This is a genomic window from Streptomyces sp. V1I1 (assembly GCF_030817355.1).
Taxonomy (GTDB): domain Bacteria; phylum Actinomycetota; class Actinomycetes; order Streptomycetales; family Streptomycetaceae; genus Streptomyces.
This window is the reverse complement of the sequence record NZ_JAUSZH010000001.1, coordinates 1244391-1268979: the sequence shown is the minus strand read 5'-3', so window position 1 is coordinate 1268979 and position 24589 is coordinate 1244391. Positions and strand designations below refer to the sequence as shown.

25 protein-coding genes are annotated in these 24589 nt (G+C 69.9%); 16 read left to right on the top strand and 9 right to left on the bottom strand.

Annotated features, from left to right (window positions below; genetic code table 11):
• Positions 1 to 45 precede the first annotated feature (45 nt).
• Together QFZ67_RS06235 and QFZ67_RS06230 are read right to left on the bottom strand one after the other, a co-directional pair.
• A complete protein-coding gene (locus QFZ67_RS06235) occupies positions 46 to 1473 on the bottom strand; it encodes a multicopper oxidase family protein (RefSeq protein ID WP_307660089.1) in 1428 nt (475 codons plus the stop codon).
• Between the two features lie 10 nt (positions 1474 to 1483).
• Positions 1484 to 1870, bottom strand: a complete 387-nt coding sequence (locus tag QFZ67_RS06230) for a SchA/CurD-like domain-containing protein (protein ID WP_307660088.1) — start codon at positions 1868 to 1870, stop codon at positions 1484 to 1486.
• Between the two features lie 180 nt (positions 1871 to 2050).
• Here QFZ67_RS06230 and QFZ67_RS06225 point away from each other — a divergent pair, with 180 nt between their 5' ends.
• From QFZ67_RS06225 to QFZ67_RS06175, 11 genes are read left to right on the top strand one after another with little or no spacing between them, the layout of a single operon-like run.
• Positions 2051 to 2485 carry a cupin domain-containing protein gene (locus QFZ67_RS06225; RefSeq protein ID WP_307660087.1) on the top strand — a complete coding sequence of 145 codons (435 nt, stop codon included), beginning with the start codon at positions 2051 to 2053 and terminating at the stop codon, positions 2483 to 2485.
• Positions 2482 to 3759: a beta-ketoacyl synthase gene (locus QFZ67_RS06220; protein WP_307660086.1), complete on the top strand. Its 1278-nt coding sequence runs from the start codon at positions 2482 to 2484 to the stop codon at positions 3757 to 3759. Before QFZ67_RS06225 ends, QFZ67_RS06220 begins: the two co-directional genes overlap by 4 nt.
• Entirely contained in the window at positions 3756 to 4994 is a 1239-nt protein-coding gene (locus tag QFZ67_RS06215) for a ketosynthase chain-length factor (protein ID WP_307665740.1), read from the top strand. Before QFZ67_RS06220 ends, QFZ67_RS06215 begins: the two co-directional genes overlap by 4 nt.
• A gap of 50 nt (positions 4995 to 5044) precedes the next feature.
• A complete protein-coding gene (locus QFZ67_RS06210; protein ID WP_307660085.1) occupies positions 5045 to 5512 on the top strand; it encodes an SRPBCC family protein in 468 nt (155 codons plus the stop codon).
• Between the two features lie 10 nt (positions 5513 to 5522).
• Positions 5523 to 5984, top strand: coding sequence for a DUF1772 domain-containing protein (locus QFZ67_RS06205; protein WP_307660084.1), 462 nt, complete (start codon positions 5523 to 5525; stop codon positions 5982 to 5984).
• Positions 5985 to 6019: 35 nt separating this feature from the next.
• The gene (locus QFZ67_RS06200; RefSeq protein WP_307660083.1) at positions 6020 to 6772 is read left to right on the top strand and encodes an SDR family NAD(P)-dependent oxidoreductase; all 753 of its coding nucleotides are present in this window, start codon (positions 6020 to 6022) and stop codon (positions 6770 to 6772) included.
• On the top strand, positions 6772 to 7101 hold the full coding sequence (locus QFZ67_RS06195; RefSeq protein ID WP_307660082.1) for an antibiotic biosynthesis monooxygenase: 330 nt from the start codon (positions 6772 to 6774) through the stop codon (positions 7099 to 7101). The genes QFZ67_RS06200 and QFZ67_RS06195 overlap by 1 nt, the downstream gene beginning before the upstream one ends.
• Positions 7091 to 7402, top strand: coding sequence for an antibiotic biosynthesis monooxygenase (locus QFZ67_RS06190; protein ID WP_307660081.1), 312 nt, complete (start codon positions 7091 to 7093; stop codon positions 7400 to 7402). The genes QFZ67_RS06195 and QFZ67_RS06190 overlap by 11 nt, the downstream gene beginning before the upstream one ends.
• 13 nt (positions 7403 to 7415) lie before the next feature.
• Entirely contained in the window at positions 7416 to 9152 is a 1737-nt protein-coding gene (accD, locus tag QFZ67_RS06185) for an acetyl-CoA carboxylase, carboxyltransferase subunit beta (RefSeq protein ID WP_307660080.1), read from the top strand.
• Entirely contained in the window at positions 9149 to 9673 is a 525-nt protein-coding gene (locus tag QFZ67_RS06180) for a biotin/lipoyl-containing protein (protein WP_307660079.1), read from the top strand. Before accD ends, QFZ67_RS06180 begins: the two co-directional genes overlap by 4 nt.
• 2 nt (positions 9674 to 9675) lie before the next feature.
• Positions 9676 to 11019 carry an acetyl/propionyl/methylcrotonyl-CoA carboxylase subunit alpha gene (locus QFZ67_RS06175; RefSeq protein ID WP_307660078.1) on the top strand — a complete coding sequence of 448 codons (1344 nt, stop codon included), beginning with the start codon at positions 9676 to 9678 and terminating at the stop codon, positions 11017 to 11019.
• 76 nt (positions 11020 to 11095) lie between these two features.
• Here QFZ67_RS06175 and QFZ67_RS06170 read toward each other — a convergent pair whose 3' ends face one another.
• The 4 genes from QFZ67_RS06170 to QFZ67_RS06155 form a co-directional block, all read right to left on the bottom strand.
• A complete protein-coding gene (locus tag QFZ67_RS06170) occupies positions 11096 to 13204 on the bottom strand; it encodes a multicopper oxidase family protein (RefSeq protein WP_307660077.1) in 2109 nt (702 codons plus the stop codon).
• Positions 13205 to 13285: 81 nt separating this feature from the next.
• Complete coding sequence (locus QFZ67_RS06165; protein ID WP_307660076.1) at positions 13286 to 13912, bottom strand: hypothetical protein; 627 nt, start codon at positions 13910 to 13912, stop codon at positions 13286 to 13288.
• A gap of 38 nt (positions 13913 to 13950) precedes the next feature.
• Positions 13951 to 15597: an FAD-dependent monooxygenase gene (locus tag QFZ67_RS06160; RefSeq protein WP_307660075.1), complete on the bottom strand. Its 1647-nt coding sequence runs from the start codon at positions 15595 to 15597 to the stop codon at positions 13951 to 13953.
• A gap of 73 nt (positions 15598 to 15670) precedes the next feature.
• Complete coding sequence (locus QFZ67_RS06155) at positions 15671 to 17434, bottom strand: MFS transporter (RefSeq protein WP_307660074.1); 1764 nt, start codon at positions 17432 to 17434, stop codon at positions 15671 to 15673.
• A 150-nt stretch (positions 17435 to 17584) separates the two neighbouring features.
• Here QFZ67_RS06155 and QFZ67_RS06150 point away from each other — a divergent pair, with 150 nt between their 5' ends.
• Complete coding sequence (locus tag QFZ67_RS06150; protein ID WP_307660073.1) at positions 17585 to 18067, top strand: MarR family winged helix-turn-helix transcriptional regulator; 483 nt, start codon at positions 17585 to 17587, stop codon at positions 18065 to 18067.
• A gap of 79 nt (positions 18068 to 18146) precedes the next feature.
• On the opposite strand, the gene QFZ67_RS06145 is transcribed toward QFZ67_RS06150, so the two are convergent.
• From QFZ67_RS06145 to QFZ67_RS06135, 3 genes are all read right to left on the bottom strand, one after another.
• On the bottom strand, positions 18147 to 19208 hold the full coding sequence (locus tag QFZ67_RS06145; protein ID WP_307660072.1) for a methyltransferase: 1062 nt from the start codon (positions 19206 to 19208) through the stop codon (positions 18147 to 18149).
• 29 nt (positions 19209 to 19237) lie between these two features.
• Positions 19238 to 20245, bottom strand: coding sequence for a methyltransferase (locus QFZ67_RS06140; protein ID WP_307660071.1), 1008 nt, complete (start codon positions 20243 to 20245; stop codon positions 19238 to 19240).
• A 93-nt stretch (positions 20246 to 20338) separates the two neighbouring features.
• On the bottom strand, positions 20339 to 21136 hold the full coding sequence (locus QFZ67_RS06135; protein WP_307660070.1) for an SDR family NAD(P)-dependent oxidoreductase: 798 nt from the start codon (positions 21134 to 21136) through the stop codon (positions 20339 to 20341).
• Positions 21137 to 21433: 297 nt separating this feature from the next.
• Here QFZ67_RS06135 and QFZ67_RS06130 point away from each other — a divergent pair, with 297 nt between their 5' ends.
• The 4 genes from QFZ67_RS06130 to QFZ67_RS06115 all read left to right on the top strand — a co-directional run bounded on the left by QFZ67_RS06130 (position 21434) and on the right by QFZ67_RS06115 (position 24585).
• Positions 21434 to 22465: a methyltransferase gene (locus QFZ67_RS06130; protein WP_307660069.1), complete on the top strand. Its 1032-nt coding sequence runs from the start codon at positions 21434 to 21436 to the stop codon at positions 22463 to 22465.
• Positions 22466 to 22629: 164 nt separating this feature from the next.
• A complete protein-coding gene (locus QFZ67_RS06125; protein ID WP_307660068.1) occupies positions 22630 to 23838 on the top strand; it encodes a cytochrome P450 in 1209 nt (402 codons plus the stop codon).
• A gap of 13 nt (positions 23839 to 23851) precedes the next feature.
• Positions 23852 to 24091, top strand: coding sequence for a ferredoxin (locus QFZ67_RS06120; RefSeq protein WP_307660067.1), 240 nt, complete (start codon positions 23852 to 23854; stop codon positions 24089 to 24091).
• A gap of 2 nt (positions 24092 to 24093) precedes the next feature.
• On the top strand, positions 24094 to 24585 hold the full coding sequence (locus QFZ67_RS06115; protein ID WP_307660066.1) for a hypothetical protein: 492 nt from the start codon (positions 24094 to 24096) through the stop codon (positions 24583 to 24585).
• The last annotated feature ends 4 nt before the right edge of the window (positions 24586 to 24589 follow it).

Sequence of the window (24589 nt, the reverse complement as noted above, 5' to 3'; positions counted from 1 at the left end):
TGTACGGAAGCCCCCACCGGGGGCTTCCGTACAGGGCCTTCTTCCTTACTTCACGATCTCCATCTGGCCCATCATGCCCATCATCTGGTGGCCGAGCATGTGGCAGTGGTACATGTACGGGCCGGTGTAGTCGGTGAACCGCAGCATGATCTCCGCGGACTGGCCGGCCATCACAGTGATCGTGTCCTTCAGCCCCGCCTCCTCGGGCCCCGGTGCGTGGCCGTCGCGGCTCAGCACCCGGAACTGCTCCAGGTGCGGGTGGATCGAGTGCGGAATGCCGAGGGTGTCGGAGTTGCGGATCGTCCACACCTCGGTGACGTCCAGCCGGGGACGGATGTCGATGCGGTTGATGTCGAACGGCTTGCCGTTGATGAGGTGTTCGCCGCTCGCCGGGTCGAAGGCGAGGTGGAACTCCCGCCGCACCTTGGCCGTGCCGAGGTCCGGCACGGGACGCAGCGCGGCCGGCACCGAGCTCGGGTCCGAGGCCGTGCGCACCACGTCGAACCGCATGACCTCCGGGGTCTCGCCCTCGAAGGCGGCCAGATTCTCCAGCACCAGCTTGGTCCCCACCGGGTAGCGGGAGAAGTCGACGACGATCTCGTTCCGCTCGCCCGGCCACAGGCCCAGTGCCCCGGCGGGCGCGGGCGCCGGCAGCAGGCCTCCGTCGGTCGCGATCTGCACCAGCTCCGCGCCTGCCTGCGTGCCGTCGTTGAGCCGCAGGAAGAAGCCCCGCTCATTGGCGGTGTTCACCAGCCGCAGCCGGTATTTGCGGGCCGCCACCTCGAAGTACGGCTTGGGGCGGCCGTTGACGAGGATCGTCGGCCGGTCCTCCGGCTTGTGCATGTCGTAGACGAAGGCGCCGTTGTCGTCGAACTTCGCGTCACGCAGCTGCAGCACCACGTCGTACTGGCCCTTGGGCAGCGGCAGTCGCTCCTCGAAGGTGTCGGTGAGCAGATACGTCGCCGCGAGACCGCGGTAGATGTTCTCCGCGTGCGCGTGGTGGGTGTGGTCGTGCAGCCACAGCGTCGAGGCCCGCTGGGTGTTGGGGTAGTAGTAGCTGCGCCGGCCGCCCGGGCCGATCTGGTCCTTGGGGTGGCCGTCCGAGCGCACCGGCACATGTCCGCCGTGCAGATGCAGCGCGAACGGGTCGGCCAGCTCATTGCTCAGCTCGACCACGACGGGACGGTCCCGGCGGGCCACGATCAGCGGGGCGAGCGCACCGCCGAAGCCGCGGATCCTGGTGCGGGTGCCCGGCAGGATCGTCACATCCGCTTCCCGCGTCGCCAGCCGGTACAGATCGTGGCCGGCCAGCCGCGTCGGCCGCAGCGGCTTCGGCACCGCCAGCGGCACCGTGAACGGCGCGGTGGCCGCCACGGCCCTGCCGGGCCGCCCGCCCACGATCAGCCCGGCGGGTGCGGCGACCAGCAGCCCCGCTGCCGCGCCTCCTCTGAGTAACTGCCTGCGGTTGAGCACGAATTCTCCCTCAGTTCGCTGACGGCGCAGCCGCGTCGCGTACGGACATCTGCGCCATGCACGTGAGCAGGGACCGCTTGAAGGTGGCCACGAAGCCCTCGACCGTGCCGGTGTCCCGGGGCCTGGTCAGATAGGGGGCGAGCTTCTCCTCGACCTCCCGGACGCCGGGCTGGGTGGCCATGTGCCGGGCGATGGCGTCCAGATCGCCCTCGTACTCGATGACCCGCACCATGGTGTCGTCGCGGATGAAGACGGCGGTGGCCAGAATGCGCGCCGTCTCCCCGCCTCCCTCGCCCTTGACGACGGGGGAGCCCACCCGGCGGAAGTTGCCGAAGATCTCGGTGATCTCCTTCTCGTATCCGGCCTTGATGTCGTACGTGATCGCGGCGAACGGCATGCCAGCTCCTTCCGGCGGACGAAGTCTTGCCTCGCCAGGACGCCGCATCCCACTCGCCGGGTACTTGAGCGCGAGTACACCGATTCTCGGCCGTTTCCCGTCAACGCGAGTTCGAGCCGCCCTGTAGGTACGACTGCGAGCGTGCTGTCGCTGGAGAACAGGCTGTTGAGGAGGCGGGCAGTGACCACCGAGATCACGCGGACCGTCCGGGTTCACGCCGACGAGGTCGAGCACAACACTCGGCGCGGCGGCGATATCCGGACGACGCTCAGCCCCAAGACCGTGGGGTGCACCTCCGGTTTCGGCGGAGTGCTGAGCCTGGAACCGGGCGACTTCATCACCACGCACTACCACCCGTACTCCGAGGAGTTCCTGCACGTCGTCACCGGGGAGCTGGAGATGACGCTGGACGGGCAGCCGATCAGCCTCGGCCCCGGGGACTCGCTGCTGGTGCCCATCGGAGTACGCCATCGACTTGTCAACACGGGGAAGGAGACGGCACACGCCGCCTTCCATCTCTCCCCGCTCGCCCCGCGCCCGGAACTCGGGCACGTGGACATCGAGGAGGTCCAGCGGCCGCAGGAGCCCAATCCGCAGGTGGGCGGTGCCGCGTGAGCCGCAAGGCCGTCATCACCGGAATCGGGGTGGTGGCGCCGGGCGGAGTGGGCCGGGAGGCCTTCTGGGACCTGCTCTCCGCCGGCCGCACCGCGACCCGCAGAATCTCGCTCTTCGACCCGTCGGCCTTCCGGTCCCAGGTGGCCGCCGAGGCCGACTTCGACCCGGTGGCCGCGGGTCTCGCCCCGCGCCAGGTGCGGCGGATGGACCGGGCCGCGCAGTTCGCGGTGGTGTGCACCCGGGAGGCGGTCGAGGACAGCGGATACGACTTCGCGAACACGCCGCCCGAGCGCATCGGCGTCAGCATCGGCAGCGCCGTGGGCTGCACCATGGGCCTCGAGGAGGAGTACGTCCTGCTGAGTGACGCCGGCAAGCACTGGCTGGTGGACCACACCTATGGAGTGCCGCATCTGTACGGGTACATGGTGCCCAGCACCCTCGCCGTCGAAGTGGCGTGGGAAGTGGGCGCGGAAGGACCCGTCGCGCTGATCTCCACCGGCTGCACCTCGGGCCTGGACTCCATCGGCCACGGCGCCCAGCTCATCGAGGAGGGCACGGCCGACGTCGTGCTCGCGGGCGCCACCGACGCCCCGCTCTCCCCGATCACCTCGGCCTGTTTCGACGCCATCAAGGCCACCTCCCCCAGCAACGACGATCCCGAGCACGCCTCGCGGCCGTTCGACCAGAACCGCGACGGGTTCGTCCTCGCCGAGGGCTCGGCCGTGCTGGTCCTGGAGGAGAAGGAGGCCGCCGAGGCCCGCGGCGCGCGGATCTACGGCGAGCTCGTCGGCTTCGCCAGCCGCAGCAACGCCTTCCACATGACGGGCCTGAAGGCGAACGGCCGCGAGATGGCCGAGGCGATCCAGGTGGCGCTGGACCAGGCCAGGCTCGCCCCCACCGCCGTGGATTACATCAACGCCCACGGCTCGGGCACCAAGCAGAACGACCGGCACGAGACCGCCGCCTTCAAGCGCTCGCTGGGCGAGCACGCCTACGACGTGCCGGTCAGCTCCATCAAGTCGATGGTGGGCCACTCGCTGGGCGCCATCGGTTCCATCGAGGTCGCCGCCTGCGCCCTGGCGCTCGACCGCCAGGTGGTGCCGCCCACCGCCAATCTGCACACCTCCGACCCCGAGTGCGATCTGGACTATGTGCCGGTGACCGCTCGCGAGCACCGGATGGACGTGGTGCTCAGCGTCGGCAGCGGCTTCGGCGGCTTCCAGAGCGCCATGCTGCTCGCCCGCCCGGGTGTGGTCCGAAACGGGAGGAGCTGACGGTGAGTGCCACCGCTGCCAAGGCCCCGGTCGTCACCGGACTCGGGGTCGTCGCGCCGACCGGGCTCGGTGCCGAGGCCCACTGGGCCGCCGTACTCGCGGGCAAGACGGCCATCGGACGCATCAGCCGCTTCGACCCGTCCACCTACCCGGTGCGCCTGGCGGGCGAGGTGCCGGACTTCGTCGCCAAGGAGCAGGTGCCCAGCCGGCTGATCCAGCAGACCGACCGCTGGACCCATCTCGGCCTGGCCGCCGCCGAGGCGGCGATCGCCGACGCCGACGTCACCCCGTCCGAACTGCCCGAGTACGAACTGGCCGTGGTGACCGCGAGCTCGTCCGGCGGCACCGAGTTCGGCCAGAAGGAGATGGAGAGCCTCTACCAGCACGCCCCGGACTGGGTCGGCGCCTACCAGTCGATCGCCTGGTTCTACGCGGCGACGACCGGCCAGGTCTCCATCCGGCACGGACTCCGCGGCCCCTGCGGAGTGATCTGCAGTGAACAGGCCGGCGGCCTCGACGCCATCGGCCAGGCCAGGCGGCTGATCCGGGGCGGCTCCCGGCTCGTCGTGACCGGCGGGACCGACGCTTCCCTGTGTCCCTACGGCCTGACCGCGCAGCTCTCGACGGGCCGGCTCTCCACCGTGCAGGACCCCACCCGCGCCTATCTGCCGTTCGACTCCGAGGCATCGGGCTATCTGCCCGGCGAGGGCGGCGCGATGCTCCTCGTCGAGAGCGCCGAGGCCGCCGAGGCCCGCGGCGCACAGCAGATCTACGGCCGGGTCCTCGGCTACGCGGCAGGCTTCGACCCCACACCGGGGTCGGAGCGCCCGCCGGCCCTGCGCCGTACCATCGCCGCCGCGCTCGCCGACGCCGAACTCGAACCGGGCGCCGTGGACGTCGTCTTCGCCGACGCGTTCGGAGTCCCGGGTGAGGACCTCGCCGAGGCCGAGGCACTCACCGCGGTCTTCGGCTCGCGGGGCGTCCCGGTCACCGCGCCCAAGACGCTGACAGGCCGGCTGTACGGAGGCGGCGCCGCACTCGACGTCGCCACCGCGCTGCTCGCCCTGCGCGACCAAGTCGTCCCGCACACCGTGGGACCCACTGCCCCGGCTCCCGGCATCGAGATCGATCTGGTGCTGGGCGAACCGCGCCGCCAGGAACTGCGTAACGCGCTCGTCGTCGCCCGCGGCCACGGCGGCTTCAACGCCGCGCTCGTCCTCGGGCGGGCGGACTGACGCACCGGCCGACCGACACACGCCACACCGACTACCGGGAGGAGGCCGCCATGGCGGGCCACACCGACAACAGCATTGTGATCGACGCGCCCATGGAACTGGTCTGGGACATCACGAACGATCTGAAGGGCTGGCCGCAGCTGTTCAGCGAGTACGCCTCCGTCGAGGTGCTGGAGGAGAAGGGCCGGGAGATCACCTTCCGGCTGACCATGCACCCGGACGAGGACGGCAATGTGTGGAGCTGGGTCTCCCGGCGGATCCCCGACCCCGAGGCGAAGACCGTGCACGCGCACCGGGTCGAGACCGGGCCGTTCGAATTCATGCGCATCTACTGGGAGTACACCCAGGAGAAGGCCGGCGTACGGATGCGCTGGGTGCAGGACTTCCATATGAAGCCCGAGGCCCCGGCGAGCGACTCCGGGATGACGGAGCACCTCAACCGCAACACCGCCATCCAGATGGACCTCATCAAGCAGAAGGTCGAGGCCGCGGCCGCCCGCCGGGCCCAGGCGGGCTAGGAGGCCGAACGTGCTCGCCTTCCTGGTCCCGGCAGTCGTGCTGCTCAACGGCCTGGCGGCCGGGGTGCTGTTCGGCACCCAGCTGGGCGGCTGGCCGCTCCTCGCGGCGCTCCCGGCCGACCGCTATGTGCACGCCCACGCCTTCTTCGCCACCCGCTACGACCCGGCGATGCCGCTGTGCCTGCTCGGCACGCTGATCGGCGACGTCGTACTGGCCGTGATCGCCCCGGACTTCGCCCCCCGCCTGCTGTTCATCGTCGGGGCCGTACTGGCGGCGGTCACGGTCACGATCTCGCTCACCAAGAACGTCCCCGTCAACAAGTGGGTGCAGACCCTCGATCCGGACAATCTGCCGGACGACTTCGAGGCCAACGACCCCCGCTGGAACTGGGGCGCCTGGAACCACCGGCGCAGCGTGATCACCGTGCTCGCCCTCTTCGTCAACTGCACCGCGCTCGCCCTGCTGCTCTGACGCCTGTGACGCTTGTGACGCTTACGGAGGAAACCATGGATCTCGGTCTCAGGGGCAAGAAAGCCCTGGTCACCGGCGGCACCCGCGGGGTGGGCCGGGGCATCGTACGGGCACTGGCACAGGCCGGCGTCGATGTACTCACCTGCTACCGGCAGGAGAGCGAAGCCGTGACCTCGCTGGAGAACGAGCTCAAGGAGACCGGCGGCGCGCACCATGTCGTGCGGGCCGACGTCGCCGACCCCGCGGACGTCACCACCCTGGTGGAGCACGCCCGTAGCCACTACGGACATCTCGACCTGGTCGTCAACAACGCGGGCGCCATCAGCCACATCCCCTACGAGGACCTGCCCCTGGAGGAGTGGCGGCGCATCGTCGACACCAACCTCACCGGCTCCCACCTGATCATCCAGGGCACCCTGCCGCTGCTCCGCGCCGGCTCCTCGGTGATCGGCATCGGGTCGAAGGCCGTCGACGCCGGCATACCGCTGCGCTCCCACTACACCGCGACCAAGGCGGCACTGGCCGGCTTCAACCGGTCCCTGGCCAAGGAGTTCGGCGGCCGGGGCATCCGGTTCAACATCGTCGCGCTCGGTGTGGTGGAGACGGAGAACCTGTACGCGCTCCCCGAGGACCAGCAGAAGCTCATGATCGAGCGGTACAGCGCGAAGACCGCGCTCGGCCGGCTCGGCACCCCGGACGAGGTCGCCGGCGCGGTCCTGTGGCTCACCAGCGATCTGGCCCGCTATGTCACCGGCGCGACGATCAGTGTGGACGGAGGTATCTCCTGATGGCCTCCACCGTCTTCCGGGTGCTGCTCCGCATGGACATCGAGCCCGGTCTCGAGGAGGAGTTCGAGAAGGAGTGGCTGGCGGGCACCGACGCGGTGACCGGCCACCCCGCCAACCTCGGCCAGTGGCTGTCCAAGGCCACCGACGCGCAGAGCAGCTACTACATCATCAGTGACTGGGTGGACGAGCCGCGCTTCCGGGCTTTCGAGGAGAGCCCGGCCCATCTGGAACACCGCGCCAAACTCCACCCCTACCGCCGCGGCGGCGAGTTCCACACCATGCGCGTCGTCACGCACATCGAGGGCAAGGCGTCCGCTGATGCCCGGTGAAGTGAGGGTGCTGGTCTACCAGGTGGCCCACGACGAGGAGCAGCTCCAGGCGGTGCGCGAGGCGTACCACCTGGTCAGCAAGCGGCTGGCGGAGGTCCCCGGGATGCTCGGCAACGAGCTGCTGCGCTCTCCCGCGGACCCCACCGCCCTCATCGTCGTGAGCCGCTGGGCGGATCTGGCCGCATTCCGGCGCTGGGAGCAGGGCGCCGAGCACCGGGAGGACACCGCACCCCTGCGTCCCTACCGCGACACCCGGCTCGCCGTGCCGTTCGGCATCTACGAGGTCGACGCGTCCTACTGAAGGGCAAGTTCCGATGACCACCACCGCACGACCGGCCAGGACCGCCGCGGAGAGCGAGCCGGCGGCCTGGGTGACCTGTTCCCAGTGCCGCTCCCTGGTCTACGGAAAACGATATATACGCCTGTTGCAGGTCTGCCCCGAGTGCGGCGCCCATGCCCGCCTCGACGCCCCCAGCCGGATCAGCCAGCTCTTCGACGGGGGCAGGGCGCAGCCCGTCGCCGTGCCCAAGACCCTCACCAACCCGCTGGACTTCGTGGACCAGCGGCCCTACGGAGAACGACTCGACCAGGCTCGCCGCAAGACCGGTCAGCAGGACTCGGTCCTTGTGGTTCGCGGCCGTATCGAGGGGCGGCCGCTCGTGGCCGCCGTCATGGACTTCCGGTTCTTCGGCGGCAGCCTCGGCGTCGCCGCCGGAGAGGCGATCACCACCGCGGCCGAGACCGCGCTGAAGGACCGTACGCCCCTGCTCATCGTCACCGCCTCCGGCGGGGCGCGGATGCAGGAGGGCGCACTGTCGCTGATGCAGATGGCCAAGACCAGCAACGCGCTCGCGGAACTCGACGAGGCGGGGCTGCTCACCGTCACCCTGGTCACCGACCCCACCTACGGCGGAGTCGCCGCCTCCTTCGCGACACTCTCCGACGTGGTCGTCGCCGAGCCCGGGGCGCGGATGGGCTTCGCCGGGCCGCGGGTGATCGAGCAGACCATCCGGCAGAAGCTCCCGCCGGGCTTCCAGACCGCCGAATTCCTCCTGGAACACGGCCTGGTGGACGACGTCTGGCAGCGCACCGAGCTCCGCGGCCGCCTCAGCCGTCTCCTTGCGGCCACCGAGATCCCCGGCCCGAGCTGGGGCGAGGGTGAGGACGACCCGGTGGTCCGGGACAGCCAGCTCCTCGATCAACTGCCCGCCTGGGAATGCGTACAGCTCGCCCGCGAGGCCGGCCGGCCCACGGCGCTCGAGCACATCGGCTACTGGCTGGACGGCTTCGTCGAACTGCACGGCGACCGCGCCGGCGAGGAGTGCCCGGCCATCGTCGGCGGAATCGGCCGCCTCGACGGCCTCCCGGTGATGGTCATCGGCCACCAGAAGGGCCACACCACCGCCGAACTCGTCGGCCGCAACTTCGGCATGCCCTCGCCCGCCGGCTACCGAAAGGCCGCCCGGCTGATGCGGCTCGCGGCCAAGCTGGGCATGCCCGTGGTCACCCTCATCGACACCCCGGGCGCCTACCCCGGGCTCACCGCCGAGGAGAGCGGCCAGTCCAACGCCATCGCGGAGAACCTGCGGCTGATGGGTTCGCTGACCGTCCCGGTGGTGGCCGTGGTGACCGGCGAGGGCGGCAGCGGAGGCGCGCTCGCCCTCGGGGTGGCCGACCGGGTGCTGGTGTGCGCCAACGCGACCTACTCGGTGATCAGCCCGGAGGGATGCGCGGCGATCCTCTGGAAGAACGCGGCCGAAGCCGCGGTGGCAGCCGACGAACTCGGCCTGGACGCAGCCTCGTTGCTGCGCCTCGGCGTGGTCGACGGAGTCATTCCCGAGCCGGAGGGCGGCGGCCACACCGACACCACGGTGATGAGCGACGCGGTACGCCGCGCAGTCGTCGTGGCGCTGCGCGAACTGCGCGGCACGACCGGCTCCAGCGCAGCGCGCCGCGCCCGCTTCCGCGCCTTCGGGCTGGCGGACGGCGCGCATCTGCAGACGTCAACAGGCGCAACCGCAACGGCAGGTACTACGGAGAGAGACCGATGACCGAAGTCACCAAGGACAGCGTGCGCAGCGGTTCCGGCGACCCGCTCGCCGGACTGGACTACGACACCAGTGGGCTGGCCCTCACCGACATCTGCCGCAGCATCGCGGAGGTCGTACGGGTCGGACCGAGCCACCCGCGCCGGGTACGGGTGGCGCTGGGCGCGGCCAGCGTGGAGGTCGAGTGGGACGAGGGGCAGCCGCCTCCCGGTCCCGGTGCCCCCGCGGCACCGCCCCGCGAGGAGGAGGCGCTCGACGGCTTCCGCGAATGCGCGCCGCTTGTCGGCACGTTCTATGCGGCGCCGTCACCGGGAGCACCGCCCTTCGTCCGGGTCGGCGACCATGTCGAGGTCGGACAGCAGCTCGGCATCATCGAGGCGATGAAGCTGATGAACCCGCTCGAGGCCACCCGGCCTGGGCGCGTGGTCGAGGTGCTGATCCAGGACGGGGAGCCGGTCGAGTACGGACAGCCCCTGGTTCTCCTCGACCCCACCGATTTCCCCGGCACGGACAAGGAGGACTGACCGTGGCCCTTGACACGGTCCTGGTGGCGAACCGGGGTGAGATCGCCCTGCGGGTCATCAGGACATGCCGCGAGATGGGCATCCGCACGGTGGCGGTCCACTCCACCGCCGACCGGGACAGCGCCCATGTGCGTGCGGCCGACACCGCCGTCCAGATCGGCCCCGGCATGCCCCGCAAGAGTTATCTGTCCGCGCCCGCGGTGATCGAGGCCGCACTGCGCACCGGCGCCGACGCGGTCCACCCCGGCTACGGATTCCTGTCCGAGGACCCGGACTTCGCCGAGATCTGCGCCGACAACGGTCTGGTCTTCATCGGCCCGCGGCCCGAAGTCCTGTCCCAGCTCGGCGACAAGGCCGTCGCCCGGGCGCTGATGACGGACGCAGGGCTGCCGGTCCTGCCCGGCAGCCCGGGCACCGTCGACAGCGCGACCGAGGCGACCGACCTCGCGAACCGCATCGGCTTCCCGCTCATCATCAAGGCCGCGGCGGGCGGCGGCGGCCGCGGGATGACCGTCGTACGCCAGTCCTGCGACCTGCTGCCGGCCTACCGGCAGACCCGCGCCACCGCGCAGGCCGTCTTCGGCGACAACCGGGTCTATCTGGAGCGGTTCTGCGACAGCGCCCGCCATATCGAGGTCCAGGTGCTGGCGGACGGCCACGGCACGGTTCTGCACCTCGGCGAACGCGACTGCTCCGTACAGCGCCGGCACCAGAAGCTCATCGAGGAGAGCCCGGCGCCCGGGCTGCACCCGGGACTCTCCGAGGCCATGGCCAAGGCGGCGGTGCGCGGCGCCCGCGCGGTCGGCTACACCGGCGCGGGCACCTTCGAGTTCCTCGTCCACGACGAGGGCTTCTCCTTCATGGAGATGAACTGCCGTATCCAGGTGGAACATCCGGTGACCGAAGCCGTGTTCGGCGTCGACCTGGTACGCGAACAGATCCGCGTCGCCGCGGGGGAGGCGCTCGGCTTCAAGCAGGAGGAGCTGATCCCGCGCGGCACGGCGGTGGAATGCCGGGTCAACGCGGAGGATCCCGCTCGTAACTTCGCCCCGTGCCCGGGCATGCTCGACGAGTTCGTTCCGCCGGGCGGGCCCTTCGTCCGGGTCGACACCCACGGCTATGCGGGCTGGCGGGTGCCCTCCCAGTACGACTCGCTGCTGGCCAAGGTGATCACCTGGGCGCCCGAGCGGGGCCAGGCCCTGGACCGGATGGACCGGGCGCTGGCCGAGTTCCGCGTCGTAGGGCCCGGAGTGCACACCACGATCCCGTTGCTGCGGGACGTACTGGCCGACCCGGTCTTCCGGGACGGCAAGCACAACACCTCGTTCCTCGACGAGCGTCGCTGAACGGGCACAGAAGCAGAAGGCGCGGCAGGAAGGCCCGGGCCCCTTTCGGGGACCGGGCCTTCGGCTTGCGCGCGTCTCACTCGGGCCGGTTGTGTGCCTTGCCGCCGACCGAGTAGGGCGTGGTGACCCCTTCGTACGTCAGATGCATCACCATGCCGAGACCGGTGTGGACGAAGTTGTGGCAGTGGTCCATCCAGATGCCCGGGTTGTCGGCCTTGAAGGCGACCTCCCATTGTTCGCCCGGCCGGACGTTGATGGTGTCCAGCCAGACGGGGCTGCCGGTGCTCTTCTTGCCGTCCTTGCTCAGCACCAGCATGTGGTGGCCGTGCAGATGGATCGGATGGTCCTCCTCACCACGGTTGATGAACCGGGTGCGGACCAGGTCGCCTTCCTTGACCATAAGCATCGGCGCGTCCGGGAACACCTTGCCGTTGATGGTCTGCCGCAGGCCGAACTTGCCGTTGTAGAAGCCCAGCCAGTCGTCGAAGACCAGGCTGAAGTTGCGGCCCGCCTTGCTGCCGGCGTCGAAGGGCGTGTCGGTGGCCTCGCCGTAGCCGGTGAGGTCGAACTCCTGCCCGTCCAGCTTCGGTTCGATGTCGCCCTTGCCGTCGGGGGAGAACACGATCCCCGCGCCGGCCGCCGCCGAGTCCGTCAGCCGCACCGGCGAGCTCGGCATGGTGAACTCCACGTCGGCCCGCTGGGCGCCGCCCACCACCAGGAGCTCGTCCTTGATCTCGCCCGGCTTGTTGATGTCGGTTCCGTCCAGCGCGGTGACCTTGAACGGGACGCCGGTCAGGGCGAACGTCTTGGTCACGTTGGAGCTGTTGACCAGCCGCAGCCGGACTTTCTCGCCCGCTTTGGCGGTGCGCCGGTCCAGTTTGTCGGAGGTCCCGAACGCCGGGAAGGTGCCGCCGGGCGTCTCCCAGTCGTGCGCGACGACCGTGACGTCCTTGTCGACGGGGCGCGTCTGCTCGGCCGGCTCGATCACCAGCGGGCCGAACAGGCCGCGCTTGACCTGCTCGGAGGCCTGCTGGTGGGAGTGGTACCAGCGGGTGCCCGACTCCTCTACGCGGAACCGGTAGGTGTACGACTGGCCGGGCTGCACCGCGTCCTGGGTGGCTCCGGCCACTCCGTCCTCGCCGTTGGGGACGTCCAGGCCGTGCCAGTGGATGGTGACCGGGATCGCTCCTGGCAACCGGTTGGTGAGTTTGACTTCCACCAACTCGCCTTCCTTCATCCGCAGTTCCGGACCGGGGATCTGCCCGTTGTACGTCCATGCGGTGAAGCTCTTGCCGGAGGCCAGCGTGACCTTCTTCTCCTGCGCGGTGAGGTTGAAGACGCGGTCGGGCTTGCCCTCCCGCGGCCCCTTGAGCGAATCGACGCTGACGGCGGCGGCGCTGCCGGACCCGCCGTGCAGGTGCTGGCCGCCGGCCAGGTGGTTGTGGCCGCCGGCCGGACCGCCGCCGTAGTCGGGCTCGCCCTGCATCATCGAGAAGGTGCCCGGCAGTTTGCTGTTGCTCAGCCCGAAGGAGACCAGGCCGAACACCGCGCCGAGTGCCACGACGGCGGTGCCCAGACGCACGCCCCAGGTGCGGCCTGCCGAACGCCGGGCGGGCGTGACGCCCTGCGCGAGCCGGCGGACCCGGCCCCTGGCGCGGACCGTGAGCAGCGCCGTGAACAGCGCCAGGAGCCCGATGCCCACCGCCAGGTTCAGCAGCGTCGACCGGTGCGGGGGCAGGAACTTCTCGAAGAAGCCCGCCAGGGCGCCGACCGCGGTGATCTGCGGCGGCAGCACGGTGCGTACGGACGCCGCCCGCGCGCGCTCCGCGTCGGACAGGGCGGCCTCACGGTCCTCCGGCCGCCGCCTGGCCGCGGAAACGACCCGGGGCAGTGTCAGGACGACGGTCGCGAGGACAGCGGGAAGGAGCAGCGCCAGCAAGGTGATCGAGCGCCGGTCCGAGACGAACACCCAGTCCATGGCGGCCAGTTGGACGAACACCACGAGCTTGGCGACGGTCGTGAGCAGGGCGAGCGACAGCACTACGAGAGCGATCCGGGCGGTGCGACGAGCTCGTCCGGCCGTGGGCCGGCCGGCCTGCCGCCGCACCAGTAACGCCGCGGCGAGCCACGCGGGGAAGAGGACGAGGCCCAGGATGAAATCCAGCCTCGAGAGGGTCAGATACATGTCAGTACTCCGGTCGAGGGCGGTCGCCCCAAAGCGGTCCGGGGTGTTCCCGGACCGCCTCGGACGCCTGTGTCCCTGGTGTTAGGGGCGGTCGACGGTGAGGGAGCTTGCGCCTCCGACGACCTCGATGTCGTACCGGTCTTCGGCGGTCTCGAACTCCGGAAGGGCCAGCTCGAGTCCGCCGCCGACGGCGTCCAAGTGCTGGCTGTCGAGGGTCAGATGGGAGGCGCCACCGGTGACCTTCACCCGCGCGGGCACGTCCTGCGGCCGGCGGAGCGTGACATTGCTCGCCCCGCCCGCGATCCGGATGCGCACCGTACCGCTGGGCCTGGGCAGGACGATCGACACATGGCTGGCGCCGCCGCCGAGGTCGAGCCGGGTCAGCTGGAGCGACGACAGGTCGCCGGTGACCCGCCCGGCGCCGCCGTCGATCTCCACCGCCCACGGCACCGACGCGTTGACGGTCAGCTGCCCGTTGTGCCGGCGGATCGTGAACGGGTGCAGGCGGCGCGGGTAGCGCACGGTCACCACGCCGGCGGCTGCGTGCACTTCGGGGACCAGCCCGGAGAAGCGCCCGCGGTACAGATCGTCGCTGTTCTTCTCCTCGGCGGCGAGGGTCAGTTCGGACGCCCCTCCGACGAACTTCAGCAGCCCGGTCGTGACGGACCCCAGAGCCTCGCTGAACTGCTGTTCCTGGTCCTTGGCCATGATGGATCAACCCCTTCTGTCTCTTCACACGTCTTGCTTCACACGAGCCGGTCGAGCACCTGGCCCAGGACCTTTTCGAGTTCCTGCTGCGGCTCGGCGGCAGCGCCGTCGCTGCGCCAGGCCACAAATCCGTCCGGCCGCACCAGGACCGCTCCGTCCTGGCCCACCGGGTAGGTGGCGGTCCAGGAGTCCTCCGGGTCCGCGGGCGCTATGCCGTTGCCCACCCGGTGGACGTCGAGGTCGACGCCCAGCCGCTGTGCGGCGGGTCCCGCCGCGTGCTCCCAGCCGGTCCCCTCGGGGCCGGTGAGCAGCACCAGCGAGTCGCCGAAGAGGTCGAGTACGGACAGCTCCTTGCCGTCGCGGCGCAGCGCCAGGTGGGGCGCGCGGGTGCCGGGGCGGCCAAGACGGCGCGGGTCCGTCGCGGGCGGCGCCTGCTCGTCGCCCTTCTCGGGAAGGAGTGCGCCCGTCCCGTAGCGGTAGCCGAGAATGGCCGCGGCGTAACTGACCTGCTGGCCGTCCTCGCTGCCGTCGCCGGAGCGGCCCTGCAGTTCGGCCAGCGCGTAGTCGATGGTGAAGCGGGCGACCGGACGGCGCTCCGCCTCGTATGTGTCGAGCAGCCCGGGTCCGGCGGTGCGGTCGAGCACGGCGGCCAGCTTCCAGGTGAGGTTGTGCGCGTCCTGGATTCCGGTGCTGGCGCCGAACGCACCGGTGGGCGGCATGGAGTGGGCCGCGTCGCCGACCAGGAAGACCCGGCCGTCGCGGAACCGCTCGGCCAGCTGGGCGGCGATCTCGAAGCCGAGAATCTTCTCGCCGGTCTTGTCGATCTGCACCTCGAGGCCCTCGACATGCAGGTCCGGAACACCGACGGCCGCGCGGATCGCCTCGATGCAGCGGGCCTCGTCGAAGTCCTCGAGCCGCTCGCCCCGTTCGGGGTGGTACGGCGTGTAGAAGACCCAGCGGGAACCGTCCAGCGGCATCAGCAGGGTGCCGGTGTCGGGCTGGTCGAAGTAGCCGAGCCCGAGGTCACGGCCGCGCAGCGGACCGGTCAGATCGGCCTTGAAGACCACGCTCACGGTGTGCACCAGGATGCCGGGGCCCTCGGCGGCGATGCCGAGCCGGTCCCGTACCGCACTGCGGCTGCCGTCCGCGCCCACCAGGTAGTCGGCGTGGACGGTGTACTCCTCGCCGGTGACGGTGTCGCGGATGACCGCGGACACCTTGTCGCCGTCTGCGGGCTGCTCGAAGGAGACCAGCTCGGTGGACCAGCGGATGTCGGCGCCCTCGTCGGCGGCGCGGGCCGCCACGATCCGCTCCAGTTTGTCCTGGTCGATGGAGCACCAGGTGACGGGCGTGACCGCGGAGTTCAGCTCCGGCGCCTCGTCCTGCATGGGGGCGGAGAAGATCTCGGGGCCCGTCAGGTTCTCGGCGCGGACCATGAGCTTGACGCTGAGATCGGATGTCAGGGACCGGTCGGCGAAGATCGCGTCCTCGAGGCCGGCCGATCGGTAGACCTCGACGGTACGGGGGTTGATGACCCGGGCCCGCGGGTGCAGGAGGGCGCTGGGGTGGCGCTCGACGAGCAGGGTGCGTATGCCCTTGCGGGCGAGGAACAGCGCGGTGGACACTCCGACGACCGCGCCGCCGACGATCAGCACCTGAACCTGTTCCGTGTTCTGTTCCGACATGGGGTGGACCTCCTCGACGGGGGTGGGAGGGGTCCCGCGGACATCGCCGCGGGACCCCGAGGGGTTGGGCGGGTCAGGACGTGCTCTGCGGGGACGGTGCCGTGGTGGATTCGGAAGCCTGGCCCGGGACGTGCGCGGCCTCGCCGGCCTCCTCCTCGTCCTCGAAGGTCTCCTCGTGGTGCCGGGCCTTGCGAGGCAGCAGGAAGATCAGCAGGAAGACCAGGGCGACAAGGCCGATCTGAGCGAGGATCGTGCGCTGAAGGGCGGTGCTGAAGGCGATCCGCCGTGCGTCCTGAGCCGCTTCGCCGATCGCGGCCTGAACGCCCGCGCCCTGCACGGAGTTCAGGGCCTCGCAGCTCTTCGGAGTCTCGCTCGGGTCCGCCGCGGAGGTGCGGTCCGTGAAGCACTGGGCGAAGGAGGTGGTGATCTCGCCCCGCTTGCTTTCCGCGACCGCGGCCTTCTCCAGACCGGCCCGCAGCTGTGGCGTGACGTCCTTGGTCGCGCTGTCCGCGGCGCCGCCGAGGAAGCCGAGGAAGATCGCGCCGATGACGGCGATGCCGATGGCTCCACCGACCTGCTGGACTGCGTTGACCACACCGGAGCCGGCGCCGGAGTGCTCCGGCGGCACATCGGAGAGGATGAAGTCCAGGATCGGGGCGATGATCATGCCCATCCCCAGACCGCCGACGAGCAGGGTCGGCAGCAGCCACCACGAGCCGATCTGGTCGCCGCGCCACTCGACGGTCAGCGAGATTCCGTACAGACCGGCGGCGAGCAGCACCGCACCGATGACCAGCACCTTCCGGCCCAGCTTGGCCGTGAGCACGGTGGCCGAGAACGCGGCGCCGAAGCTGACACCGAAGGACCACGGCAGACCGGTCAGACCCGCTCGCAGCGTGGAGAACCCGAGGCCCGTCTGCAGGAAGATGATGAAGATCAGGAAGTGCCCGATCACCACGGCGAAGAAGACGATGTTCGCCACCAGGCCCGCGGAGAACGAACGGCTGCGGAACAGACCCGGCAGGATCAGCGCCGAACCGCTGGAGGCGTGCCGCCGCTTCTGGTGCAGCGCAAAGATCACCAGCACCGGCGCCGAGGCCACCAGGGAGACGAAGGCCCAGGCCGGCCAGCCCGCCTCACGCCCCTGTACGAGCGGGAACAGCAGCAGCAACAGCCCGACGGTGACGAGCAGGGTGCCGACGATGTCGAGCTTGATGGGCTGCGGGGACTTGGAGTCGCGTACCACCGCGGAGGCGGCGACCAGCAGCAGGATGCCGACGGGGATGTTGAGCAGGAAGATGACCCGCCAGCCGAGGTCGAAGAAGTCGGCGTTGATCAGTACGGCGCCGACGATCGGTCCGCCGACGGTGGCCAGACCGGCGACGCCGCCGAATGCGCCCAGTGCCGCGCCGCGTTCCTTCGGAGGGAAGGTCGCGGTGATGATGGAGAGCACCTGCGGCACCATCAGCGCCGCGGACGCGCCTTGCAGGGCACGGGAGGTGATCAGCATCTCCGGGCTCTGGGCCATTCCGCACAGTGCCGAGGTCACGGTGAACGCGGCGACGCCGATCAGGAACAGCTTCTTGCGGCCGAACATGTCGCCGAGGCGCCCGCCCAGGATCAGCAGCACGGCGAAGGACAGCAGATATGCGGCCACGACCCACTGCACGGCCGCGTAACTCGCGCCCAGGTCCCGCTGGATCGGCGGGATGGCGATGTTGACGATCGTGGAGTCGAGGAGATCCATGAACGCCGCGAAGAGCACCACGATGAGCGCCTTCTTGCGCTGTGGATCAGCCCCGACGGCGGATGCCTGAACGGCAGGGGACTCGGACATGATGCGACCTTTCGGTGATCTTCACTGCGTCCGGTGGGGAAACGCCCGGCACTAAACTGGGCGAGTAGGTCAGCGACTAAAAATCTCTCAGTGAGAGTATCTTAGTTACTAAGAGAATCACTTGGCTAGATGATACGGAAGGCGGGACACATGTCAAGCGAGGGCGGCCGTGAGGCACTGGTGCGCGAACTCGACCGGGAACTTCGCAACTTGGTGTCCCGCTCTGTGCTCTTCCAGCAGGCGGTCGCCGACCGCCTCAAGGTGAGCGTTCTCGACCTCAACTGCCTCGGCGCGCTGGTCCAGCGGGGCCCCATGACCGCTGGGCAACTGGCCGAGGAGAACGGCGTCACCACCGGTGCGATCACGGGTGTGATCGACCGGCTGGAAAACGCCGGTTTCGTCCGCCGGGACAAGGACCCCAAGGACCGCAGGCGGGTCATCGTGACCCCGCTGCCCAACCTCGAGGCGCAGATCTTCCCGCTCTTCGAAGGACTCGCGACCTCGCTCGTCCAACTGTCCGAGAAGTACGGCGAGGAAGAGCTGCGGACCGTCGTCGACTTCATGCGCGGCGCCGCCCCGCTCACCCAGGAGGAGACCGCGAAGCTGAGGTCCGTCGGCCGGGCGAGGAAATGACCAGCGCAAGGCGGCCGGTGCGCCCCGAAGGGTGCACCGGCCAACGCGTCGCGCTCCATGAACCCGGATAAGCCGTTCACTACGGGATCCTGCCCTCGATCAGCCGAAGCGGCGTACCCGTGGGAGTGACGCCGGTGAACTCCATGCCGGCCCTTTCGAACATGACGCGGTACTCGTCCGCCGTGCGTTCCCAGCCACCCATCACCAGCAGCATGTGCAGGTCCATCAGGGCGTCCCAGGGAGTCTCCGGCGGGTCCGCCACCAGCTGCTCGAGGAGCACCACCCGGCCACCGGAGTGCCCGGCGGCCACGCAGTTGCGCAGCACCTTGTCGCAGGCGTCGTCCTCCCACATGTGGAGCACCTGGCGGATCAGATGGACGTCCGCCGCCGGCACCCGCCCGAAGCAGTCGCCGATCACGAGTTCACAGCGCCCGCCGAGCGAACCGCCCTCGCGCAGCTCGGGCAGCGCGGCGTCGATCGCGTGCGGCCGGTCGTACAGCACCGCCTTCACATGCGGATTGCCCTCCAACAGGCTCCGCACCAGGCTGCCGTGACCGCCGCCGACATCGCAGAAGGTCTTCGCACCGCTCAGATCGAGCGCCTTGACGACCCCCGGATTCATCGCCTGGGACTGCGCCGCGTAGCCGCGCAGGCACTGCTCGCCCGCCGCGTTGTCGTCCTCGTGGAAATAGGTGAACAGGTCCTTGCCGTACGTCTCCTGGAAGGCGCACTTGCCGCTGCGGACGCTCTCGGCGAGCTTGCCCCACATCGCCCAGCCCCAGCTGCCGCCGGTCAGCATGATGTCGGTCAGCGACGCCGGGGCGTCCGAGCGCATCGCGCGGGACGCCTCGCTGTGCGAGTACCTGCCAGGTCCCTCCTGACGGAAGATGCCGAAGCCGACCAGCGCCCGCATCAGCCTGGTGAGCGCCGGGGCATCGGCGCCGACGGCCGTCGCCAGCTCCTCCACCGTGACCGGTTTGTCGTCCACCGCGTCCGCCAGGCGCAGTTGGGCCGCGGCCTGCACGGTCGCGCTCGCCCACATGCCCCAGCCGAGTTCGGCCACCGCCTGCGCGGGCGGCGGCCCTATCACCGGAGCGCCCTCGCACGCGGGAACCTGACGTGCCGTCACTTCACTGGTCATCACATACCACCTCTGATTCTCCTCCGGCCTCAGGGGCGGACGGATTCGAGCAACACGATGGGGGCCCGCTCATGGCCGGCCAGGGGCAGCCTCCTGGCCGGGCCGAACCCGGCCTTGGCCAGCAGGCCTTCGTACTCGTCAGGCGTCCGCGCACGGCCTCCGGTCAGCACCATGAACTCCACGTCATTGGCGTGGACGTGCGAGGAGTGCTCGGTGTACTCCCAGTCCAGGAGCAGCAGCCGGCTCCCCGCGGGCGCGGCCTCGAAGACATTGGCCAGCAGTCGCGCGGCGCCCGCGTCGTCGAGATCGCACAGCACGTTCTTCAGCAGATAGTGCGAGCCGCCGGCTGGCACCTCGCTCAGGAAGTCCCCGGCGATGACGTCGGCCCGGCCGTCGAAAGCGCCCAGCGTCTCTTCGGCGTACGGCACCGCCCAGTCGAGGTCGAGCAGCACCCCGCGGGCGGCCGGCACCTCGCCGAGCAGCCGGTTCAGCACGGTGCCCGGGCTGCCGCCGATGTCCACGATCGTCTCCGCGCCGGCGAAGTCGTAGCTCGCCACCAGCGCGTCGGCGGCCTCCAGGGACAGCGACGCCGAGGTCTCGGCGTAACTGCGCGCCTCCTCGGGATTGGCGGCGTAGTACTCCCAGTGGTCCATGCCCCACACCGCCCGCGTGGCCGGCTCGCCGGTACGCACCACCTCGGCGATCCGCTCCCAAGGGCGGGTCATTCCGGGAGCGTTGACCGCGATGGAGAACCCGCGCAGCGACGGCACGTCGGAACGCAGCAGTTCACCCGCGCCGGTCAGCTGCCAGCCGTCCGGGGCGACCGGGACGATCAGTTCATGCAGTTCGCACACCCGCAGAAAGCGGGTCAGGCTCGGCTCGTGCGCGCCGATCGCGGCGGCCAGTTCGGAAGCCGTACGCGGCTTCTCGGCCAGGTGGTCGGCGATGCACAGCTCCGCCATGCCGCGTATGACCAGGCCGGCGGACCAGTGGAAAGGGTTGAGCCGGCGCAGCGCGCCGAGCGGGGAGAACGTCACTCGTGACCTCCTGTCGCCTTTCTCGTCGGCACGGTGTGTGCGGACTTCGGCACTGTCCTTTGGAGCGGTCGTGAACGGCTCGCGGCGCGGTGATCAGTGGCCGCCGTCGACGTTGATCACATTTCCGGTGATGTTGCCGTTGGCCGCGGAAGCCAGGAACAGCACCGTGTTGTTGACGTCGTCGACGGTGGAGAACCGCAGATGCGGCATGCCCTCGTTGAGCAGGCGCTTGGCCTCCTCGGGAGTGACGTCCGCGATGCGCTGCCTGAGGCTGTCCGGAAGCTTGCCGAGCAGCCCTTCGGTAACCGTGGGCCCAGGGGCCACCACATTGCTGAAGATGTTGTCGGTGAACAGCTCGGTGGCCAGGGTGCGGCTGAGCCCGTGCAGCGCCGCCTTGCTCGCCGTGTAGGCCTCTTCGCCCTTGCGGCCGCGGTGCACGATGCTCGCCGACATGAACACGATGCGGCCCCAGTCACGGGACTTCATCACCGGCAGCACCGCCTGAACCGTGTGGAAGGCGCCCTCCACCTCGGAGCGCAGCAACGGCAGCCAGGTGTCTGGCGAGATCTCCTCGAACCCCACGGGCTTGGGGTTCGGGCCGCCGGTCGCCGATGCGTTGACCACGAGGATGTCGATGCCGCCCCATCTGTCCACGACATGCCCCACGGCGGCGTCGATGGACTGACGGTCCGTCAGATCGAGCTGGACCGGCAGCGCCTCGCCGCCTGCCTCCTCGATCGACGCCGCCACGTCCTTGGCGGCGTCCGCACGCCGCAGATAGGTCAGCGCCACCCTGGCGCCCTCCCGGCCGAAGGAGCGCGCGAGAGGTCGGCCGATACCGCCGCTGCCCCCGGTGAGCAGCACGACCTTGCCGGTCAGTCCCAACTCCATGCCATGCTCCGTCTTCCCGGCCGCGGCCGGCTCGGCAACAGGTCCAGCCCCGGCCGTTACCGGGCACGGAGCTGATTCATGGCTACCGCAAGGCGCTGGAGATCCACTCGAGGACCGATGGACCCGTCAATCGACCGATATCGGGACCACTCAGGTGCGCGGGGTTCTGTCCGGTCTCCAGGGGTCTTCGAGGCGCGCCGCCAATAGTGCTCCCGGCTCTCACAGCGCCGTCTTCGGCGTAGCGGGAGGCCACGGCGCAGACACGTCTCTCCGTCACACCGGGAAAGGACCTGGCGCATGACAAGCACACCCGAAAAGCAGGGTTCGCTGAGCCTCCAAGACATCGTCGGACTGGGCATGGCCTTCGGAAGCGCCAAGGTCCTGCTGACGGCCACCGAACTCGAGCTCTTCACCAAGCTGAGCGAGACCGGGCCTGCGACCGAGGGGGAGATCCGCGAGCGGCTGGGTCTGCACTCGCGCGGCTCCCGTGAGTTCCTCAACGCGCTGGTCCGGCTCGGACTGCTCGAGCGCAAGGACGGCAAGTACGGCAACACCGAGTCGGCCGAAACCCACCTGGTCAAGGGCAAGCGCACCTACGTCGGCCGCTTCCTCGACCGCTCGAACGCCGTCCTGTACCCGGCGTGGGCCGGCTTCACCGAGTCGCTGAAGACCGGTGAGTCGCAGATCGAGGGCCACGGCGACGACAACATGTTCAAGCACCTGTACAAGAGCGAAGAGCAGATGCGCGACTTCGTCGCCATGATGGACGCGCTCAACTGGGCCGTCGGCCCCGAGCTGGCCAAGGAGTTCGACTGGAGCTCCGTCAAGACCGTCACCGACGTCGGCGGCGCGCGCGGCAACCTCCTCGCCACCATCATCGACGCCCACCCGCACCTGACCGGCACCGTTTTCGACCTGCCGACCGTGCAGCCGGCGTACGAGGACCACATCGGCGGACTCGGTCTCAAGGACAAGATCGCCTTCCACGGCGGCGACTTCTTCGCCGACCCGGTTCCGACGGCGGACGTCGTCATCATCGGACACGTCCTGGAGGACTGGTCCCCCGAGCGCCGGCAGCAGCTGATCAAGAGTGCGTTCGCCGGTCTGAAGCCGGGCGGCTTCCTGCTCGTCTACGACCCCATGCTGGACGACGAGCTCTCCCCGCTGAACAACCTGCTGACCAGCCTGACCATGCTCGTGGTCACCCACGGCGGGTCGGAGTACCACGTCGACGACGCCAGGAAGTGGTTCGACGAGGCAGGCTTCGCCGAGGTCACCGCAAAGCTCCTGGCCACCAACGACATCCTCCTGGTCGGCCGCAAGAAGTGAGGGTTGCCGCGTCCCGGCCGCCGTCCGGCGGCCGCCGCGGCACTCTTCACCGAGGTCACCTCGCGATGCCGGGCCGGCCGGCCCGTCGGCCTGCTCTTCTGGCCGGGGGCCAGGGGGCCCGCCCCCGGGATGACACAGCACCGTAAGACAGAGAAGGGGTAGCGATGTCGATCGACGAGGAGCTCCTCGCGTTTCCGTTCCCGGCGCCCCCGCCCGAGGGCTTCGAGCCGCCGGAGGAGTTCTCCCGCCTGCGCGACAAGGCACCGGTCAGCCGGGTGACCCTGCCGACCGGTGACCGGGCGTGGCTGCTGACCCGTTACGCGGACGTGCGCCAGGCGCTGGTCGACCCGCGCCTGAGCCGCGCCGCGGCCGAGCAGTCCGGCGCGCCGCGGATGGGCAACACCAGCCCCGGGCCCAAGACCATCCTCGGCATGGATCCGCCCGACCACTCCCGGCTGCGCCGCCTGGTGATGCAGGCCTTCACCGCCCGCCGGGTGGAGTCGCTGCGGCCGCGGATCCAGCAACTCGCCGACGAGCAGGCCGGACTGGTGCTGGTGGCCCCGCACCCGGTCGACCTGATGTCGTGCTTCGCGCTCAGCCTGCCGATCAAGGTCATCTTCGAACTCCTCGGAGTCCCGTACGAGGACTGCGACCGGCTGCACGCGTGGAGCGAGGTCATCTTCAGCCTCGGCGGCCACACCCGGGAGGAAGTCGGCGACGCCCGGGGCAACATCGTCGGCTATCTGCGCGGCCTGATCGAGTCCCGCCGACAGGAGCCCACCGACGATCTGCTCGGCGTCCTGGTGCACGCCCGCGACGAAGGACAGTCGCTGTCCGAGGAAGAACTCCTCGACTTCGCGATGATCCTGATGACGGTGGGGCACCAGTCCACCTCCAACTCCCTCGGCATCGCCCTGTTCACCCTGCTCCAGCACCCCGAGCAGCTGGAACTGCTGCGCAAGAAGCCGGAGCTGGTGCCCGGCGCGGTCGAGGAACTGCTGCGCCACAACCCCTTCGTCTTCACCGGCACCCAGCTGCGGGTCGCCACCGAGGACGTCGAGATCGGTGGCGTGACCATCCGCGAGGGCGAAGCGGTGATCGCCGCGCTCGGATCGGCCAACCACGACGAAGAGATCTTCGCCGACCCCGACCGGTTCGACGTGGAGCGCACCCCGAACGTCCATCTGTCCTTCGGCTACGGCGTGCACCACTGCCTCGGGGCTCAACTCGCCCGGCTCGAGATGCAGATCGCCCTGCGGACCCTGATCGAGAAGCTGCCGGACACCCTGCGGCTCGCCGTCCCGGTGGAGTGGCTGACCTGGAAGACAGGTCTCACCGCCCGGGCGCTGGCGAACCTCCCGGTCACCTGGTGAAGGCGGGCCGACCATGACCACGTCCACGCCCCAGTGGCGGATCGCGGTGGACCGCGCGTGCAAGCGCAGCGGCATCTGCACCGCGCAGGCCCCGCGCTACTTCACAGTCGACGCCTTGCTGCGCACCCGTCCGGTCGACGAACTCGTCGACCCGGACGGTGAGTTGATCGAAGTCGTCGAAGCCTGCCCGGCGGAGGCCATCTCCGTCACCGACCAGCACACCGGTCGGTCCGTCGTACCCAACGAGGAGTGACCATGTCCGGCAGACCGTCGACCACTCGACGCCGGCTGCTCATGGGCACCGGGGCGGTGACAGCCGCCGGCCTGACCACGGCTGTCACCGCACCGGACGCCGACGCCGCCGCGTACCCGAACGCCGGAGGCCCGGCGGGCGCGTGGGCCGTGCAGGTGAGCATCGACCATCGGCCCGGCGAGACCGAGCGAGCGCACTTCTCGTTCGGCGCCGACGGGCAGCTCGTCGTACAGACCATCAACGCCTCGCACACCGGGCTCGGCCTCTGGCGCAGGACGAGCGAGACCAGATTCGTCTTCGTACTGCGCCATCTGTGGACGGACGGCCTCGGCTCCTTCCAGTACGAGGTCAGGATCCGGCACGAAGGAAAACTGACCTCGCCGACGACCTTCGTCTCGGAGGGGTCAGGGACCGCCGTCGATGCCGACGGCAAGGTCCTGCTGACGGTGCGCGCCACGGTCAAGGCCACCCGCTTCGGCATCGACGACCTTTGAGGAG

What these genes read in the sequence shown, in the direction of transcription:
- QFZ67_RS06160 (WP_307660075.1), bottom strand. Translation starts at nt 15,597, where the DNA reads ATGTCGGAACAGAACACGGAACAGGTTCAGGTGCTGATCGTCGGCGGC.
- QFZ67_RS06190 (WP_307660081.1), top strand. Translation starts at nt 7,091, where the DNA reads ATGCCCGGTGAAGTGAGGGTGCTGGTCTACCAGGTGGCCCACGACGAG.
- QFZ67_RS06150 (WP_307660073.1), top strand. Translation starts at nt 17,585, where the DNA reads ATGTCAAGCGAGGGCGGCCGTGAGGCACTGGTGCGCGAACTCGACCGG.
- QFZ67_RS06170 (WP_307660077.1), bottom strand. Translation starts at nt 13,204, where the DNA reads ATGTATCTGACCCTCTCGAGGCTGGATTTCATCCTGGGCCTCGTCCTC.
- accD (WP_307660080.1), top strand. Translation starts at nt 7,416, where the DNA reads ATGACCACCACCGCACGACCGGCCAGGACCGCCGCGGAGAGCGAGCCG.
- QFZ67_RS06210 (WP_307660085.1), top strand. Translation starts at nt 5,045, where the DNA reads ATGGCGGGCCACACCGACAACAGCATTGTGATCGACGCGCCCATGGAA.
- QFZ67_RS06135 (WP_307660070.1), bottom strand. Translation starts at nt 21,136, where the DNA reads ATGGAGTTGGGACTGACCGGCAAGGTCGTGCTGCTCACCGGGGGCAGC.
- QFZ67_RS06155 (WP_307660074.1), bottom strand. Translation starts at nt 17,434, where the DNA reads ATGTCCGAGTCCCCTGCCGTTCAGGCATCCGCCGTCGGGGCTGATCCA.
- QFZ67_RS06125 (WP_307660068.1), top strand. Translation starts at nt 22,630, where the DNA reads ATGTCGATCGACGAGGAGCTCCTCGCGTTTCCGTTCCCGGCGCCCCCG.
- QFZ67_RS06200 (WP_307660083.1), top strand. Translation starts at nt 6,020, where the DNA reads ATGGATCTCGGTCTCAGGGGCAAGAAAGCCCTGGTCACCGGCGGCACC.
- QFZ67_RS06120 (WP_307660067.1), top strand. Translation starts at nt 23,852, where the DNA reads ATGACCACGTCCACGCCCCAGTGGCGGATCGCGGTGGACCGCGCGTGC.
- QFZ67_RS06195 (WP_307660082.1), top strand. Translation starts at nt 6,772, where the DNA reads ATGGCCTCCACCGTCTTCCGGGTGCTGCTCCGCATGGACATCGAGCCC.
- QFZ67_RS06130 (WP_307660069.1), top strand. Translation starts at nt 21,434, where the DNA reads ATGACAAGCACACCCGAAAAGCAGGGTTCGCTGAGCCTCCAAGACATC.
- QFZ67_RS06230 (WP_307660088.1), bottom strand. Translation starts at nt 1,870, where the DNA reads ATGCCGTTCGCCGCGATCACGTACGACATCAAGGCCGGATACGAGAAG.
- QFZ67_RS06115 (WP_307660066.1), top strand. Translation starts at nt 24,094, where the DNA reads ATGTCCGGCAGACCGTCGACCACTCGACGCCGGCTGCTCATGGGCACC.
- QFZ67_RS06165 (WP_307660076.1), bottom strand. Translation starts at nt 13,912, where the DNA reads ATGGCCAAGGACCAGGAACAGCAGTTCAGCGAGGCTCTGGGGTCCGTC.
- QFZ67_RS06180 (WP_307660079.1), top strand. Translation starts at nt 9,149, where the DNA reads ATGACCGAAGTCACCAAGGACAGCGTGCGCAGCGGTTCCGGCGACCCG.
- QFZ67_RS06145 (WP_307660072.1), bottom strand. Translation starts at nt 19,208, where the DNA reads ATGACCAGTGAAGTGACGGCACGTCAGGTTCCCGCGTGCGAGGGCGCT.